Genomic DNA, 14,848 nt, shown 5'->3' with positions numbered 1-14,848 from the left:
CCGGAAGAGGAAGCACACAGTTCCTCCGCCCAGATGCCTTCGAAGAGGTCCTGATCCACGCCGGGCTGGAGGAGGTGGACGAACTGCCCCCTCGCCGCAATCCCTTCACGCCCGAGGATGCGATGGGAGTGCTCGAACGGCTGACGGAGACGCCCGTGACATTGGGCTCCTTCCCTCCGCGTTTGGCCGCGGGCTTTCTCATGCGCGAGGTGCTGGCGGACGGCGACGTGTCGCGTGAGGAACTGGAGCTGAGGGTGGAACGCTTCGCCCGCGAGCAGGTGGCGGTGCTTCGGCCGGACGGCTATCTCGCCTGGGCGCTGGATGGCCGCACGCAGCAGAAGGTTTCGGAGGTGAAGTGGAGGGACGGCGCCTTCCGCGCGGGAAACTTCGAATTGGGCCGCTTCTACAGCGGCCGTGGCGGAGTCTTCCGTCAGGTGGATGCGCAGTTGCGCGCCACCGACCCGAGACCTCTCGCCGAGGTATACGACGACGCGGACCTCATCAACCGCTCTCTGGACGGCGCCGAGGACGCCTTCGTGGAACTGTACCACGCGTTGGGGCAAGTGCTGTCGCGTCCAGCGGATAGCATCGCTGGGCTGCGGCACCTGCCAGCGGGAATCGTGGCCCTCATCACGAACTCTCCCGCCTATTGGGAGCGCTTCCAGAACATGACGCGCGGCGAGCAGATCCGCGAGACCGCGCGGCTGACCACGAATGTCGTCGCGCTGTGGGGAACGGCTTCTGCCACAACGCGCTCGTTGAAGGGGCTGACCGTGGGCGTGGAGGCCACCGCGCCGATGCTCTCACTGTCCGCGGAGGGAGCGCTGGTGCTGGAGCTCGTCTCGGTCCCCGTGGGACGTGCGACGACGGTCTTGAGCGGAGCTCCTGGGGCGACCGTCATCCTGTTGAAGTCAAACGCCCCAGGCGGCGGGGCTTCCTCTTCCGGAGGACCGGGGAAGTGGCGGCCCGCGACCGAGCACATGGAGGACGCGGCCCGGAAGTATCAGTCCCAGATCACCCACGCCCCAGAGGGACAGGTCTACGAAGTCGATGGCGTCAAGTTCGATGGGTTCACCAACGGCGTGTTGCTGGAGGCCAAAGGGCCGGGCTATGAGAAGTTCCTCGAACTGGCCGTTGAGCAGGGCGGATGGTTCGAGGGATTCACGGACATGGTCCGGCAAGCCAAGCGGCAGCAGCGGGTCGCCCGTGGATTTCCCGTGGAATGGCACTTCGCGGAGCGCAAGGTCGCGGACTACGTACGAGCGCTCTTCAAGAGAAACGGTCTGGGGCGAATTCCCGTCCACTTCACTTCTCCGCGCTGAACGGCTTGGCGGCTGATGACCGAAACCTACTACGCAGGCGTGTACTGGCCCGGAAGGCCCGAGCCACTGGCGACCTATGCCCGGCGGGCCGAGGCCCTGTTCCAGCGATTGGCTTCCACGGACCCGAGCCTCGCGACCTGGTACGAGCAGGCCCGTTCCCGGGAGTCGGCGCTCAACAGCCGCATCAGCCCGGATGCCCATTCGTTGCAGCAGCTGTTCACGAAGGCGAAGTATCAGATTGGCGAAGGCGAGATCTCCTTCGCTGCGTGGAACGGGAGCGCTGACGACAGCAGTGTCGTCAATTTCTCCTGCGGGGCCCCGGTGCCGGACGCCGTGGACCTCTGCGTTTGGACTCCCGCCGCACGAGGGCTCCTTTCCGAGCAGAGGGCGTCCCAGGTGCTGAAGGCGATGGTGCTGGCCTGGGAGCCGCAATGGGGGATCGTTGTCTCCGACGAGCACCGGGACTCGTCGTCCGAGTCCGGCGAGGTCGGCACGTTCATCGGATGGATGACCTACTTCTCCCGCGACCTCGGTCCGGTGCCGCCGCTTCCCAGCCCCGCGCGCGTCGAACCCTTGGGAAACCAAGGCACCCTCGTCATCCTGACACCGGAGCGATTCACGCTGAGCAGGCCCGAGCATGTCGCGCTCGCGGAAGAAGTGCGGGACCAGTTGCGACGAACCGGATTGCTGGAAGCGCTTGGAGCCCGCCGTAATGCTGACCCCTGACACCGCGAAACAGTTGTCCCTGCTGCGGACGCTGGGGACGCCGGAGCTATCGGAGTACACACGGTGGCAGTGGCTGGGGTGGGATGCGTCTTCGCGCTACCTGCTGTCCGTCCAGAAGCAGGGTGGGACGCCGTTGCGCTGGTGGGACCTGCGCTCGCACACGACAGCTCCGCTCTTCGCGCATCCGGTCTCCCGCTGCGTGGCCGCGTGGTTCCTGCCCGGCTCCCAGCGCCTGCTGTCCGTGACGGCGCGCGGCACCCTCCAGACCTGGTCCGTCACCGATGGCACGCTGGTGTCCTCGGTGGAGATTGGTGGGTTCGTCGCCAACGCATGCCTGTCCTTGGACGGGACTCGCCTGCTGCTCGCGTCCGCCCAGGGCCGGGTCCTGCTGTGGGACCTGGAGCGCGGCTGGCTCGTGTGGCGGCTGGAGGACCGCGCGTTCCTCCATGGCTGCGCGCTGTCGCCGGATGGCCGGTTCGCGGCCGCGGGCGTCGCCGAGGAACAGGACGGTGCCGCGACTCGCGGGGCTGTTCGCCTCTGGGATGCCAGGACCGGCAAGCCCGTGGGGACCCGTGCGTTCGACACCCAGCGGATCTGGAACGTGGCGTTCACGCCGTCTGGAGAGTCGCTGGTCGCCGCGAACTCTGGTGGCGAGTTGTTGTTCCTGGGCCTCCCCGGACTGGAGACCCTGCGGGTCATCGAGGCTCCGGCCTCCGGCGCGATGCAGCTGGAGTTCAGCCCCGAGGGTTCCCTTCTGGCCGCCAGCGCGGACACGAGCGCGTTCGTGGTCATCGATGTCCACGAAGGGCGCAAGGTCTTCGCCTATTCGGACCTGGATGACATGCAGGGCAGCAACGCGAACTTCTCTCCCGACGGTCGCTTCGTGTGCTGGGGAATGGACGATGGCAAGGTGGGCATCTGGGGCGTGAAGCCCAGACCGTAGCTGGTGGTAGCGTGGCTGCCATGCGTTCAGCCCCGTCCCTGCTTGTTCTGGCATGCCTTGCGGCCTTCACCGCCCAGGCCCAGACCCATATCCCTCCTCCGGCTTCTGGCGCCTATGGCGTTGAGGTCGCGAAGTTCATCGAAACGAATGCGCTCCAGGAGGCGTCCGGGCTGACCTGGGCACCGGACGGTTCCAACCGTCTCTTCGTGGTGCTCAAGGGGGGAACGGTCCGGGTCATCCAGAACGGCGCGCTCCTGCCCACGCCTTTCATCAATGAGGTGGTGGCGACGGATGGAGAGCAGGGGCTGCAGAGTCTGGTCTTCGATCCGGCCTTCACGACCAACCGCTATGTCTACGTCTTCGCCAGCCAGCCGAACATCACGGTGAATGGCGTCGTCCGGTACATCGCGCAGATCCTCCGGTTCAGGGAGTCCGGTGGCGTCGGTGTCGAGCGGACCGTCATCGTCGACAACATCCCCTCGGGCGTGACCCACAACGGTGGAGGTCTGGCTTTCGGTCCGGATGGGCGCTTGTATTTTGGAGTCGGGGACCGGGGGACGTCCGAGGGCGGCAATGATGACCTGACCCAGATGTCGTCGAAGATCCTCCGCGTCAACAAGGACGGGACCGTTCCCACGGACAACCCCTTCTACGACGACTGGGGACCGAACCACGACCTCATCTGGGCGCGGGGCTTCCGCAATCCCTTCCGGATCCGCTTCCAGCCGGCAACCGGGAAGCTCTGGGCCAATGTCGCCGGGGAAGCCGCCGAGCAGATCTTCAGCGTGGGCCGGGGCGAGCATGGGGGCTGGTGGCAGTACGAGAACAACCAGCCCGCGGGCTTCCTGACGCCGCTCGTCGCGTACACGCCAGGGCAGTGGGAGGAGTACGGCTTCACGGCGAGCGGCGCCGTGCGCAAGAATGGGGTCGCGACCTTCACCGTGGCTGGCACCTATCCGGTGTCCTATCTGCGCAAGGGCAAGAAGGTGCACCTGCGGGATGTGCGGGACCCCAGCTTCAACGGGGTCGGCTTCATCACGGGCTTTCCCACGCCCTTGTCCTTCACCGTGGCGCAGTCCGGCCCGGATGCGGTGAGCGGCGGCGGTGGGCTGAAGACAGACCCGATGGGCGACGCCGTCGTCGGTGGCGCGTTCTACGCGGGCACGCGCTTTCCCTCCGAGTACCAGGGCGATTACTTCTTCGCCGATTTCGATGGGAGCCTGTTCCGGGTCGACCTGGGAGCGGATGGCTCGGTGAGCAAGGTGGACCTGGTGGTGAACTACTCCGACTGGGAGTCGTTCACCGACGTCGCGGTGGGTCCGGACGGCGCGCTGTATGTCCTGTCCTTCGGCAACACCATCTACCGTGTCACGCCACTGCCCGTGGGGCAGGGTGTCGTCGTCTCCACCCAGGACCTGGTCGTCCCCGAAGCAGGATCGAAGACGCTCATGGTCTCCCTGGCCATGCCGCCCACGACTCCAACGAATGTGGCCCTGGTGAGGCGTGAAGTGGACTCGGACATCCGGGTGAGCGCCGGGCAGCCGGTCCTCTTCGACGCAACCAACTGGAGCGTCCCGCAGTTCATCACCCTCAGCGCGGCCCAGGACGCGGACTCGGAGGTCGACCACGCCACGTTCATCGTCACCATGGACCAGGGTTTTCCGGCGGGCGTGCCCGGCGTGGAGATCCACGCGCGCACCGAGGAGGACGAAGTCCAGGCGCTCCAGCTCTCCACCCCGTCGTTCGACCTGGATGAGGGGATGGGCGGCACCTTCACCGTCCGCCTGACCTACGCGCCGACGGCTCCCGTGACGGTCACCGTGGCCCGGACCTCGGGGAGCGCGGATGTGACCGTCACCGGCGGGACCTCCCTGACCTTCACGCCCGAGGACGGCACCACGGCGAAGACCGTCACCGTGGCGACCGTGCGCGACACGGACAGCGAGGACGACGTGGCCCTGTTGACGGTGTCCTCGCCGGGACTCGCCTCGCGGGTGGTCACCGTCATCGCCAGGGACGTGCTCGGGGTGCCTGCCATCACCTCCGCGCCGCTGACGACGGCGACCGTGGGGACGCCCTATGCATACACGGTCACGGCGATCGGGAAGCCCGCGGCTTCACTGACGCTGGTGCAGGGGCCGCAAGGCATGACGCTGGACCCTGTCAGCGGACGGCTGTCCTGGACGCCCGCGGCTGAAGGGACCGTGACCGTCTCCGTGCGCGCCAGCAATGGACAGACGCCGGATGCGGTCCAGACGTTCCAGATCCAGGTCCGGGCCTCGACCGTCCTCGACGCCGGCACCAGCTCGGATGCAGGCAGCGCCGTGGACGCGGGCGCCCAGACGGATGCCGGAACCAATGCGGATGCGGGGACCGGCACGGACGGCGGAAGTGGCGCGGACGCGGGCGTCAAGCAGGACGGCGGCACGGTGACGGGCCCGGATGAGGCTGACTCCAGCGGGTGCAGTGCCGGCGCCACCGCGCTTCCGGGGGTCCTGGCCTGGTGGCTGCTCGCGGGGGTCGTGTGGAGGCCCCGCCGCGCCCGGCGGAGCTGAAAAGACTGACGGACAGACGGGAAGGCACGCTAGCGTGCTTGGCATGCGAATCATTGTCCCCTGGCTTGCCCTGGCATTGCTGGCTGCCTTCCCCGCCTATTCCCAACCCATCGAGACAGCTCGTGACCTGGAGATCCAGGAAAACTGGGTCGGCTTCGAATGGGTGGCTGGTGACGCAACCCGGATGGGATGGGTTCCAGACGGCTCTGGCCGTCTGTTCGTGACGACGATGTCTGGGAAGGTCCTCGTCGTGGAGAATGGAGTCTTGCAGCCGGCCCCCTTCATCTCCGAGTCATTCACCCAGGGACACGAGCAGCAAGGCCTTCTGGGCATGGCCTTCGATCCGGACTTCGCGAACAACCATTACGTCTACTTCTTCGCGGCGATGCCGGGCTACACGCTGCAGATCTTCCGGTACACGGACGTCGGCGGCGTCGGCGTGAATCGCACCATCATCGTGGATGGGCTCCAGGCGGGAGTGCTCGACTACGACGGCGGAGGGATGACCTTCGGTCCGGATGGCATGCTGTACTTCGGCGTGGGGAGTCTCCACGGCTATCGTGAGGCAGACGTCCTGACGAACGCGAAGGGCAAGATCCACCGCGTGCGCCCGGATGGCACCGTACCCACGGACAATCCCTTCTACGATGGGGCGGGGCCCAACGTGGACAGCATCTGGGCGCGGGGATTCTGCAACCTCTACGGACTGGTGTTCCAGCCGGGAACCGGACGCTTGTGGGCCAATGTTTCAGGCAAGGAGGCCAATCAGATCTTCAGCGTCGGTCCGGGTGACCACGGGGGCTGGCCCGACTACGAGAACAACCAGCCCGCAGGCTACCTTTCGCCTGTTCATTCATACATCCCCAACAACTTTGACGAGTATACGTTCACGCCAACAGGCGCGGTGCGGCAGAGCGGCGTCGCGACCTTCACATTCGAGCCCGGCATCTACGACTCGTCCTGGTATCGCAAGGGGACATGGATCCAGGTCCAGGACGTGGCGGACCCCAGCTTCAACGGCGAGTTCTACGTCACGGGGCATCCCTCCTCGCAGTCCATCACCGTGAACCAACCGGAGCCGGATGCGGTGAGCGGTGGCGGTCAGCTCAAGCGCTGGCCGGAGGGCGAATTCACCATGGGTGGCACGTTCTACGAGGGGACGCGCTTCCCCGCGAGCTACTCCGGCAACTACTTGTACACGGACTTCCGCGGGATGCTGCACCGGATCAGGTTCGCGGCGGATGGTTCCGTGGCCGCGGATGACATCATCACCAATACGGGGTCTGCTTACGGAGGCCTCGTCGACGTGAATGAAGGACCGGACGGGGCGCTCTACGTGCTGAGCTATTACGGCGGAATCAACCGGGTGACGCCGGTGCCGGGAGGCCAGGCCCTGGTCGTGTCGCCGTCGGACCTGATCATCCCGGAGGGCGAAACCCAGACGGTCATGGTGTCCCTGGCGATGCCGCCCATGGTGGATGTCTGGGTCAAGGTGGCGGTGCAGGGGGGCGACGGCGACCTGTCCGTGATGGAGGGCGGATCGCTTCGCTTCACGCGTGAGAACTGGAGCGTTCCCCAATTCGTGACGCTGGGCGCGGCGCAGGACGCGGACGCGAACGTCGAGCACGCGTCCTTCACGTTCACCCCGACGCAGGACTTCCCCGTGGTGACCGTCCTGGCACGCACGGAGGAGGACGAAGTTCCCGAGGAGCCTGTCCAGGACGGCGGCGTGGAGGGCGATGCCGGCGTGGACGCCGGGCCCACCGAGGATGCGGGGACCCTCGAGGACGCGGGGACTTTCGAGGACGCGGGGGCCTTCGAGGACGCGGGGACTTTCGAGGATGCTGGGACCGCGGAGGACGCGGGAACCATCGAGGACGCCGGGGCGGTCATGGACGCGGGAACCCAGGTGGACGCGGGCTCCGCGAAGGATGGCGGCATGGCTCCTGTTCTCCTGGAGGATGACTCCGGCGGGTGCAGTGCCGGTGCTACCGCGCTTCCGGGTGTCCTGGCCTGGTGGCTGCTCGCGGGACTTGTGTGGCGGCCCCGCCGCGCCCGGCGGTAGCCAGCCCTCCGCCAAGATCGCCCAAGCGGGGGAGGGGACTGGCGGTTACCCTCCCTCGGGTCACTGCCCGGAGCCCACCCCGTGAGCGAGCTTGCCTCCAACGTCACGTACTTCCGCCACCCCGCGGCGCCCGAGCTGGAGCTCATCCGCGTCGAGGACGACACCCGCCTCCGTGAGACCTATGCGGATGCGTATGCCTTCGTGGCCCTGTACGCCGGGGCCTTCGACGGCTGGTACCGGGGCGCGCGCCGCACCTGGTCGCCTGGCAGCCTGAAGCTCAAGGAGCCCGGCAACCTCTACCGCGACCTCCACATCCACGCGCCCATCACCGTCCAGGTCGCGCGCATCCCGGAGTCCGTCGTCGAACGGGCCGCCCAGGCCCTCGGCTTCCGGGGCACCATCCACTTCCAGGAGCCGCGCGATGGCGGCGCGAGGTCCGCCCAGAGCGTCTACGCGATGCACGCCGCCCTGGGCGACCCCCACGCCGATCCCCTGTTCGTCGAAACCCGCGTCACGGAGGCCCTGGACGCGGTGCTGTCCAACTGCGCCGAGCTCGCACCCTCTGCGTCCCAGGTCCATGCCCCCGTCGCCGTGCGCCGTGCGCGCGAATACCTCCGGGAACACCTGGACCAGAAGGTCACCTTGGATGATCTCGCGGCCCACGCGGGCATGGACAAGTTCCACCTCACCCGCGCGTTCCGCCACAGCCTGGGCGCGCCTCCGTACGAATACCTCACCCTTTTGCGCATCGGCCGCGCGTGCCAGCTCCTGTCCAAGGGGATGTCCGCGGGCGACACCGCGTACGCCGTCGGGCTCTATGATCAGAGCCAGCTCAACCGGCACTTCCGCCGGCTCATGGGCACCACCCCGGCGCACTACGCCCGCTGCACGTCGGTCAAGCCTGTCCGGAGTGGCTACAGGAACAGGCCGCCGGACGCCTCCAGCCGCTGACCGGTGATCCACCGCGCGTCCTCCGAGCACAGGAACGCGACCACGCCCCCGATGTCGTCGGGCACGCCCACGCGCCCCAGCGCCGTCTGCTCGCTGAGCATCCCGCGCAGCCCGGGGTTGTGCTCGAACGCGCCCTTCGTGAAGTCCGTCTCCACGGGCCCGGGCGCGACGGTGTTGCAGGAGATGCGGCGCGGGCCCAGCTCCTTCGCCAGGTAGCGGGTGAACGCCTCGATGGCGGCCTTCATGGACGCGTACGCCGCGTAGCCCGGGAAGGTGAAGCGCGCGAGCCCGGTGGAGAAGTTGATCACCCGGCCTCCGTCCTCCAGCAGGGACAGCAGCTGCTTCGTCAGCAGGTACACGCCCTTGAAGTGGATGTGGAACATCGCGTCGATGGCGGCCTCCTCCGTCTGGCCCACCAGCGACCAGTGCTCCGTCCCCGCGTTGTTCACCAGGAAGTCGAACGTCGTCCGGTCCCACTTCTGGCGCAGCGCCTCCTTCAAGCGCGCCGCGAAGTCCTCGAAGCCCGCCGGCTTGGACGTGTCCAACTGCAAGGCCACCGCCTTCTGGCCCGTCCGCTCGATCTCCGCGACGACCGCCTCCGCTTCCGCCCGCCGGCTGTGGAAGGTGAGGACGACGCCAACCCCGGCCCGCGCCAGCTTCAGCGCGCTGTTCTTGCCCAGTCCCCGGCTGCCACCCGTGATGAGCGCGATGCGTTTCGTGTCCGCCATGATGTCTCCTCCGCCGCGCGTGGCGCGGGTCCCGCACGGCCTGCAGGGCCGCTCGCGATGGAGACAAATTGCCCGCCTGCCGCGCGCGGGACTTGGGCGATGTTGGCGGCCAGCGAACACCGCCCGCGCGGGGACTCCACCCCTGGCGGCCGGATGATTAGCGTTCCGCCACGGGGAGGTGGACGTGGCGAAGCCGCGCCAGGCGGTCCGGAAGCAGACGCGCGCGCCGCACGAGCGGCGGCATGACACCGCGTTGCTCATCATCGACGTCATCAACGACCTGGAGTTCCCCGGCGGGGAGAACGTCCTGCCCTGGGCGCTGCGCATGGTGGAGCGCCTGGGCCCCTTCGCGGAGCGGATGCGCAAGGCGGGCGTCCCGGTCATCTACGTCAACGACAACTTCGACCTGTGGCGCAGCAGCTTCACGGACGTCTACAAGCACTGCACCCGGCGGGACAGCCGGGGCCAGCGGGTCGCCCGCGCGCTCAAGCCCCGGCCGGACGACTACTTCATCCTCAAGCCCAAGCACTCGGCCTTCTTCGCCACGTCGCTGGTGCCCCTCCTGGAGCACCTGGGCACGAAGAAGCTGCTGCTCGCGGGCATCGCCACCAACCTGTGCGTCTTCTTCAGCGCCCACGACGCGCACATGCACGAGTACAAGATCACCGTGCTCAGCGACTGCTGCTGCGCGGAGAGCGACAAGGACCACGACCTGGCCCTGGATCAGCTCCAGCGCTTCCTGCGCGTGCGCGTCTGCCGGGGGGACGAGGTGCACCTGCAACCCCGCTCGCGCCGCCGCGCCACGCGCAAGCCCCCGCCAGAATGGAAGTGACGGGGGCCACCTGACTCGCGACAGGACGGCTCAGACGTCCTTGTCGTCGTCGTCATCCTCGTCGTCGAGGATGTGGCACTTGCCCGCATCCTCGTCGAGCGCCTTGCCGATGAACTCCTTCACCAGGTCGTCGCCGTTGAAGACCAGGGACAGGGAGTTCTGCTCACCGCTCACGTCCTCCTTCTTGTCCAGGACGAGCTTGCCGCCCAGCGCCGTCGCGTCCCCGTCGACGTGCGCGCCCGCGGGCACCCGCACCTCGCCGCCGATGGACACCACGTCGCCCTTCACCCTCGCGCCGGGCTCCAGGATGACGCGGCCCCGGATGGCGGCCACGTCGTTGTCCACCACGGCGCCCTTCTTCACGATGACGTCGCCGTCCACGGCGACCGCGTCCCGGACCTTCTCTCCGGGCTCGATGACCAGGTTCGTCCCCTGGACCGCCTTGCTCCCGTCCTTGACGTTGACGCAGATGGCCTTGGCGGGAGCCTTGGCCGGCTTCTTCGCCGGTTCGGCCGCCAGGGCGGGCACGGCCAGCGAGCAGGCGAGCAACAGGGTGGGAAGGAACGGGCGGCGCATGGCGGAGACCTCCGGAACGCGGAAGGGGAGCGGCATGCCCTTGCTACGGACGGCCGCGTCCCCCATTGCATCCGGTGCCCCGCGTCAGCCGAGCACGCCCTTCGCCGCGTCGATGGCCTCGTGCGTCCCCGCGAGCGCGAGGATGTCACCCGCGCGCAGCACCTCCTGCGCGGTGGGCACCAGCACGCCCGCGTCGCCCCGCCGGATGGCCAGCACCGTGGCCCCCGTCATGCCGCGCAGGTTGAGCTCCGCCAGGGTGCGGCCCACCGCCGCGCTGGACGCGCCGAGCGCCACCGACTCCGGTTCGCCAATGCCGGGCAGCATCTGACGCACGCCGTGCAGCACGTCCGGTGCCGGCTCGTCCTCGTCGCCCTTGGCGTGGGACTGGGCCGCGAGCGCCTCCACGATGACCTGCGCGCCCGCGCGCATGTGGCCCTGAAGGTTCGTGGCGCTCTTCCAGAAGGCGAAGCCCATCACGGCCAGGGACACCAGCAGCAGCACCGCGCCCGGCACGCCGGGGAGGAACGGCTGGGTGATGGCCAGCACCGGCACGCCCACCATGAAGACGCTGGCCAACTGGAGCGCCACCACCAGCACCCGCCGGGGCGCCGCCGCCAGGTCCACCTTGCCGTTGGCGGCCGCCGGCAGCGCGCCCTCCGCCAGCACCACGCCCAGCCGCCGCCCCATCCGCACGATGCCCACGCAGAAGGGCAGGGCCAGCGCCGTGGCCAGGCCGATGACGATCCACGGCGTCAGCGTCTTGCCCCAGCCCATGCGCTCGTCGATGAACTCCGTCACCTGGGGCAGCAGCAGGGACGTGCCGATGACGATGATGGTGATGAGCGCCGCGTCCAGCAGCATCAGCAGCGCCATGCGCCGCACGCGCGCGCCCACCGTCTTCTGGCGCGGCGACGTGCGCAGGTTCTCCACCCAGCTGCCGTACAGCGACGCGAACGTCTGGAGTGGCGCCGGCAGCTTGCGGTCCACCCAGTTGGCGATGGGGCCGGACGCGCGGATGAGCCACGGCGTCGTCAGCGTGGTGATGGCGGACACGGCCACCGCCACCGGGTAGAGGAACGTGCCCGTGGCCTTCAGGGACAGGCCCAGGCCCGCGATGATGAAGGAGAACTCGCCAATCTGGGACAGGCTCAGGCCCGCCTGCACGGACGTGCGCGTGCCGTTGCCGGTGAAGAACGCGCCCAGCGACACGCTGAGGATCTTCCCCAGGACGACCACGCCGGTGAGCACCGCGATGGCCAGCCAGTGCTCGCGGATGAGCGCCGGGTCGATCAGCATGCCCACCGACACGAAGAACACCGCGCCGAACAGGTCGCGCACCGGCTGCACCAGGTGCTCGATCTCCTTGCCCTCGCCGGACTCCGCCACCAGCGAGCCCGCGAGGAACGCGCCCAGCGCCACCGAGTAGCCGAACGTCTGCGCCAATAGCGCGCCCGCGAAGCAGATGCCCACGCTGGTGACGAGCGTCGTCTCCGGCCGCTGGAGCTTCGTGATGTAGCGCATCAGGCGGGGCACGACGAACAGGCCAATGGCGACCAGGCCCACGAGGAACGCGGCCAGCCGTCCCACGGTGTACGCCAGGTCCCCGGCGGACATGCCGGTGCCGCTGGACACCGCGGTGAGCATGGCCATCAGCAGGATGCCGATGAGGTCCTCCACGATGAGGATGCCCACCACGATGCCGCGCAGCGCGCCCCGGATGTTCTGCTCGTCAAAGGCCTTGGCGATGATGGTGGTGCTGGAGATGGCGATGCAGCAGCCGGTGAACAGGCTCTCCAGCATCGTCCAGCCAAAGGCGCGGCCGGTGACGAAGCCCAGCCACACCATCACGCTGCACTGGATGACGGCGGTGAGCCCCGCGGTGGGCCCCACCTGGAACAGCTTGCGCAGGCTGAACTCCAGCCCCAGGGAGAACATCAGCAGGATGACGCCCAGCTCCGACAGCGTCTGCACGATGCCCGGGTCCGCCACCAGGGGGATGGGGACGTGCGGCCCTATGATGAAGCCCGCGAGGATGTAGCCGAGCACCACCGGCTGACGCAGGCGCTGGAAGAGGACCGTGGTGACCGCCGCGACACAAAGGACGGTGGCGAGGGCTTGGAGGAACGCGTGGGCGTCGTGCATGGGGGCGCCTCTGGAGGTGATGGGCTCGCGATGACCGGCCCCGCCCGCGCTGCGCGGGGCCGGATCCACTGGAAGTTAGGGCGGACTCAGCTGCATCGCTCGAGGGCAATAGCGCCGACGATGATGAGCAGGCACAGCAGTCCGCTCCACAACAGGCGCGCGCCCTGCCACTGATCGTGGGTGGCGCCGCCCTGCTGGGGCTGCTGCGAAGGGGAGGAGGTGGGTTCGGGGGAAGGGGATACAGACATGAAAGAAGGTCTCGCGCGGCCGCGAGGAGCGCACCGCGTGCTGAAAGGGTTGTGGGGTGGGAAGGGCCTGCCCGCCTGGGTCCCCAGGAGTCACACCGGGGCGGAAGGCAGGCACGGGCCCACGAAAGAAGAGGGACCGGAAGAGCCGCTCAGCCCTGGACGGGTGGACCCTGCGCCGGGCAGTTCACCGTCCGCGGACGGTCCGCCAGCGGCGTGAGCCTTGAGGGGAGCGCGCGGGCAAGCAGGCACTCGGCCCGCGCCAGCATCCGCGCGTCATGGCGCGCGAGGATCGCGCGCAGCGAGTCCGGCCGGGGCGTGAAGGGTGTCTGGGGACGGAGGCCGGCGCCACCTCCCTCCACCTGATCGCGCGAGCCCGCACGCGGCGCGGCCACGTGCGAGCCATGCAGCAGCCCCGCTTCCTCCCACCCCAGCTTCGGGTTGGAAGACGTGCGCGACAGCGCGGGCGTCCGGGGCGCCGTGGCCTGCTGTGGGGCTCGCCCTGGAGCTCCGGTGATGGGCGCTGACGAAAGCCCCACCATCCCCAGGAGCCCGGCCAGCACCGCCGCGCACACGACCGCCATCAGGGCGAACCTGATCTCGCGGGGGGCTTCACGCCCGGTGTGGGGACGGACCGGCGTCATGGATGGGGGGGCTAAGCGTGTCGCACCCGATGCGACAGTCGGGCGACGACAAAAAAACGAGTCAGCGGATGGCCTTTATACGCACCCGGGTTCCCACGCACCTCGGAAAATCGCGCCCTTGGCCGCGAAACTGTCACGTGAGGACGCGCGGGGATGATTTCAGCATCGCTCCAGATTGACGTTGCCACCCCCCAGGGGATATCCCCTTTCGGCAACCGAAAATGCGAACCATTCTCAACTTCGACGACGGACTGGGTGCTGCCCCGACGCTGCCGCAGGCTGTGACCGCCCGTGCGGATGCGGTGCGGAGCCCGGTGGGGCTCTTCCAGTCCGCGACCGCCACGGCGGATGCGGGATGGGGTCGTTGGAGCGGGGCCCTGCTGACCGCGACCGCGGCGCACGTGGTGGCGGTGGCGGTGGGGTTGATGGTGTCGACCCAGGCGCCGCCGCAGGTCAAGAAGCCGGAGCCGGAGCTGGTGCTGATGGCGTACGCGCCGCCTCCGCCGCCGCTGGGTGGTGGCGCGCTGAAGCAGGCGACCCCGCAGCCCGTGAAGCCGGTGGTGCAGAGGCCGCGCCCCAAGCACCGGGAGCTGGTGGTGCCCGCGAAGGTTCCGGAGCCGGTGAAGGAGACGGAGCCGGTGGTGGAGCAGGTGGAGACCCCGCCCGCGACGGAGGTGGCCGCGGTCGCGTCGCAGGCGCCCGTGGGGCCGGGGGTGCCGGACGGCGCGGTGGGTGGTGTCGTCGGGGGCGTGGTGGGCGGAATCGTGGGTGGCAAGCTCGGTGGGACGGGCACCGCGCCGCCCATCTACACGCCGCGCGAGGTGATGAAGCTGCCGGCGCTGCTGTCCGGCAAGCCGGAGTATCCGCGCCGCGCCCGGGAGGATGGCATCACCGGCGTGGTGATGGTGATGGTCGTCATTGGCACGGACGGCACGGTGGAGCCGGGCTCGCCGCGCATCCACCGCTCGGTGCCGGGCCTGGACGAGGCCGCGCTCGAGTCCGTGGCGGGCTGGCGCTTCTCGCCGGCGCTGGGGCACGACGGCGCGCCGGTGCGCGTGAAGGTCGTGATCCCGGTGAAGTTCGCTCTCAGGTAGTTCCTTCGCAGTCCCGCAGACGCCT

The 14,848-nt window shown here is 68.8% G+C and carries 12 protein-coding genes; 8 read left to right on the top strand and 4 right to left on the bottom strand.

Going from position 1 to position 14,848, the window contains the following annotated elements; all coding sequences use genetic code 11:
• Positions 1-74: 74 nt before the first annotated feature.
• From ACX114_RS20860 to ACX114_RS20835, 6 genes are all read left to right on the top strand, one after another.
• Positions 75-1,322, top strand: coding sequence for a Tox-REase-5 domain-containing protein (locus ACX114_RS20860; protein ID WP_459287091.1), 1,248 nt, complete (start codon positions 75-77; stop codon positions 1,320-1,322).
• A gap of 15 nt (positions 1,323-1,337) precedes the next feature.
• Positions 1,338-2,048 carry an immunity 52 family protein gene (locus tag ACX114_RS20855; protein ID WP_459287089.1) on the top strand — a complete coding sequence of 237 codons (711 nt, stop codon included), beginning with the start codon at positions 1,338-1,340 and terminating at the stop codon, positions 2,046-2,048.
• A complete protein-coding gene (locus tag ACX114_RS20850) occupies positions 2,035-2,991 on the top strand; it encodes a WD40 repeat domain-containing protein (protein WP_459287087.1) in 957 nt (318 codons plus the stop codon). The genes ACX114_RS20855 and ACX114_RS20850 overlap by 14 nt, the downstream gene beginning before the upstream one ends.
• Positions 2,992-3,011: 20 nt before the next feature.
• Entirely contained in the window at positions 3,012-5,546 is a 2,535-nt protein-coding gene (locus tag ACX114_RS20845) for a PQQ-dependent sugar dehydrogenase (protein WP_459287085.1), read from the top strand.
• Positions 5,434-7,611 carry a PQQ-dependent sugar dehydrogenase gene (locus tag ACX114_RS20840; RefSeq protein ID WP_459287083.1) on the top strand — a complete coding sequence of 726 codons (2,178 nt, stop codon included), beginning with the start codon at positions 5,434-5,436 and terminating at the stop codon, positions 7,609-7,611. The genes ACX114_RS20845 and ACX114_RS20840 overlap by 113 nt, the downstream gene beginning before the upstream one ends.
• Before the next feature lie 81 nt (positions 7,612-7,692).
• Entirely contained in the window at positions 7,693-8,562 is an 870-nt protein-coding gene (locus ACX114_RS20835) for a helix-turn-helix domain-containing protein (protein WP_459287081.1), read from the top strand.
• On the opposite strand, the gene ACX114_RS20830 is transcribed toward ACX114_RS20835, so the two are convergent.
• Entirely contained in the window at positions 8,526-9,290 is a 765-nt protein-coding gene (locus tag ACX114_RS20830) for an SDR family oxidoreductase (RefSeq protein ID WP_459287079.1), read from the bottom strand. The two genes, ACX114_RS20835 and ACX114_RS20830, sit on opposite strands and share 37 nt — an antisense overlap.
• 184 nt (positions 9,291-9,474) lie before the next feature.
• Here ACX114_RS20830 and ACX114_RS20825 point away from each other — a divergent pair, with 184 nt between their 5' ends.
• Positions 9,475-10,122 (top strand): cysteine hydrolase family protein, encoded by a 648-nt coding sequence (locus ACX114_RS20825; protein WP_459287077.1) that lies wholly within the window; start codon positions 9,475-9,477, stop codon positions 10,120-10,122.
• Positions 10,123-10,152: 30 nt separating this feature from the next.
• Here ACX114_RS20825 and ACX114_RS20820 read toward each other — a convergent pair whose 3' ends face one another.
• The 3 genes from ACX114_RS20820 to ACX114_RS20810 form a co-directional block, all read right to left on the bottom strand.
• Entirely contained in the window at positions 10,153-10,698 is a 546-nt protein-coding gene (locus ACX114_RS20820) for a hypothetical protein (protein WP_459287075.1), read from the bottom strand.
• Between the two features lie 84 nt (positions 10,699-10,782).
• Entirely contained in the window at positions 10,783-12,840 is a 2,058-nt protein-coding gene (locus ACX114_RS20815) for a cation:proton antiporter domain-containing protein (protein WP_459287073.1), read from the bottom strand.
• Positions 12,841-13,237: 397 nt separating this feature from the next.
• A complete protein-coding gene (locus ACX114_RS20810) occupies positions 13,238-13,669 on the bottom strand; it encodes a hypothetical protein (RefSeq protein WP_459287071.1) in 432 nt (143 codons plus the stop codon).
• A 281-nt stretch (positions 13,670-13,950) separates the two neighbouring features.
• Between ACX114_RS20810 and ACX114_RS20805 the strand changes: the two genes are divergently transcribed.
• On the top strand, positions 13,951-14,823 hold the full coding sequence (locus ACX114_RS20805) for a TonB family protein (protein ID WP_459287069.1): 873 nt from the start codon (positions 13,951-13,953) through the stop codon (positions 14,821-14,823).
• The last annotated feature ends 25 nt before the right edge of the window (positions 14,824-14,848 follow it).

The organism is Corallococcus sp. M7 (assembly GCF_054512695.1).
Note: the sequence above shows the minus strand (reverse complement) of the source record. Positions and strands in the feature narration are given on the sequence as shown.

Coding starts and splice junctions, on each gene's coding strand:
- ACX114_RS20855 (WP_459287089.1), top strand. CDS start 1,338: ATGACCGAAACCTACTACGCAGGCGTGTACTGGCCCGGAAGGCCCGAG.
- ACX114_RS20850 (WP_459287087.1), top strand. CDS start 2,035: ATGCTGACCCCTGACACCGCGAAACAGTTGTCCCTGCTGCGGACGCTG.
- ACX114_RS20845 (WP_459287085.1), top strand. CDS start 3,012: ATGCGTTCAGCCCCGTCCCTGCTTGTTCTGGCATGCCTTGCGGCCTTC.
- ACX114_RS20840 (WP_459287083.1), top strand. CDS start 5,434: ATGAGGCTGACTCCAGCGGGTGCAGTGCCGGCGCCACCGCGCTTCCGG.
- ACX114_RS20830 (WP_459287079.1), bottom strand. CDS start 9,290: ATGGCGGACACGAAACGCATCGCGCTCATCACGGGTGGCAGCCGGGGA.
- ACX114_RS20820 (WP_459287075.1), bottom strand. CDS start 10,698: ATGCGCCGCCCGTTCCTTCCCACCCTGTTGCTCGCCTGCTCGCTGGCC.
- ACX114_RS20815 (WP_459287073.1), bottom strand. CDS start 12,840: ATGCACGACGCCCACGCGTTCCTCCAAGCCCTCGCCACCGTCCTTTGT.
- ACX114_RS20810 (WP_459287071.1), bottom strand. CDS start 13,669: ATGGCGGTCGTGTGCGCGGCGGTGCTGGCCGGGCTCCTGGGGATGGTG.
- ACX114_RS20805 (WP_459287069.1), top strand. CDS start 13,951: ATGCGAACCATTCTCAACTTCGACGACGGACTGGGTGCTGCCCCGACG.